Origin of the sequence: Ectobacillus ponti (assembly GCF_024294785.1) — a bacterium.
Lineage (GTDB): Bacteria > Bacillota > Bacilli > Bacillales > Bacillaceae_G > Ectobacillus > Ectobacillus ponti.
Genome location: NZ_JANCLT010000054.1, coordinates 1 through 630 on the forward strand (window position 1 = coordinate 1; position 630 = coordinate 630).

Annotated in this window: 1 protein-coding gene; it reads right to left on the reverse strand. The window is 64.4% G+C overall.

Features of this window, described 5'->3' with window-relative positions; all coding sequences use genetic code 11:
• Positions 1 to 624: apolipoprotein A-IV repeat region-like domain-containing protein (locus NK662_RS24530; RefSeq protein ID WP_279665848.1), on the reverse strand; the 624-nt coding region annotated here is incomplete at its 3' end.
• Positions 625 to 630: the final 6 nt, after the last annotated feature.

Here is a 630-nt window from a genome sequence, read left to right on the forward strand (position 1 = left end):
GTCGTCCTCTTTGGTCTCGAAGCTGCCCTTGTGTCGGGGCTGGAAGATCTCCGGCTGCAGGCTTATTTGCTGTGTCTGTTCCTCCTTCTTGGAGCGCACCTCCTCCATGTGCTCACGCACCTCCTCTAGGCGGTCACGGGCCTGGTTGCCCACTTCCTCCAGCCGCCCTCGGAGGCGGTCACCAAAAGCCTGGGCGCGATCGCGCAGAGGCTGGGCGGCCCCAGCGCCTAGGTTGGCAGTGCGCTGGCGACCTTGCTCCACCAGAGGCCCCAGGCGCTCACGGATGGCACTCACACCGCGCTCGGCGCCCTCGCGTGCCCCTGCCTTGTACACAGCTAGGCGCTTCTGCAGATCCTCGGCATCCCGCATCAAGCGCTTGCGCATCTTGCGCAGGTGTGTGGAGAGCCGCGCCCGTATCTCCTCTGTGCTCTGGCCCAGCATGGTGTGCACCTCGTTGCGGTACTGCCCGAGTCGGTTGCGTAGATCCTCCATGTCGGCTCCGAGTCGGGCCTGTGCCGCCTGCACCTCTTTGCCCAGCCTGGCCCGTGTCTCCTCCGCCACTGGACCCAGCTGTTCCTCCAGCTCCTTTTTGTAAGCCTTTACTTCCGTCATAGTGTCCTCCATCAGTGC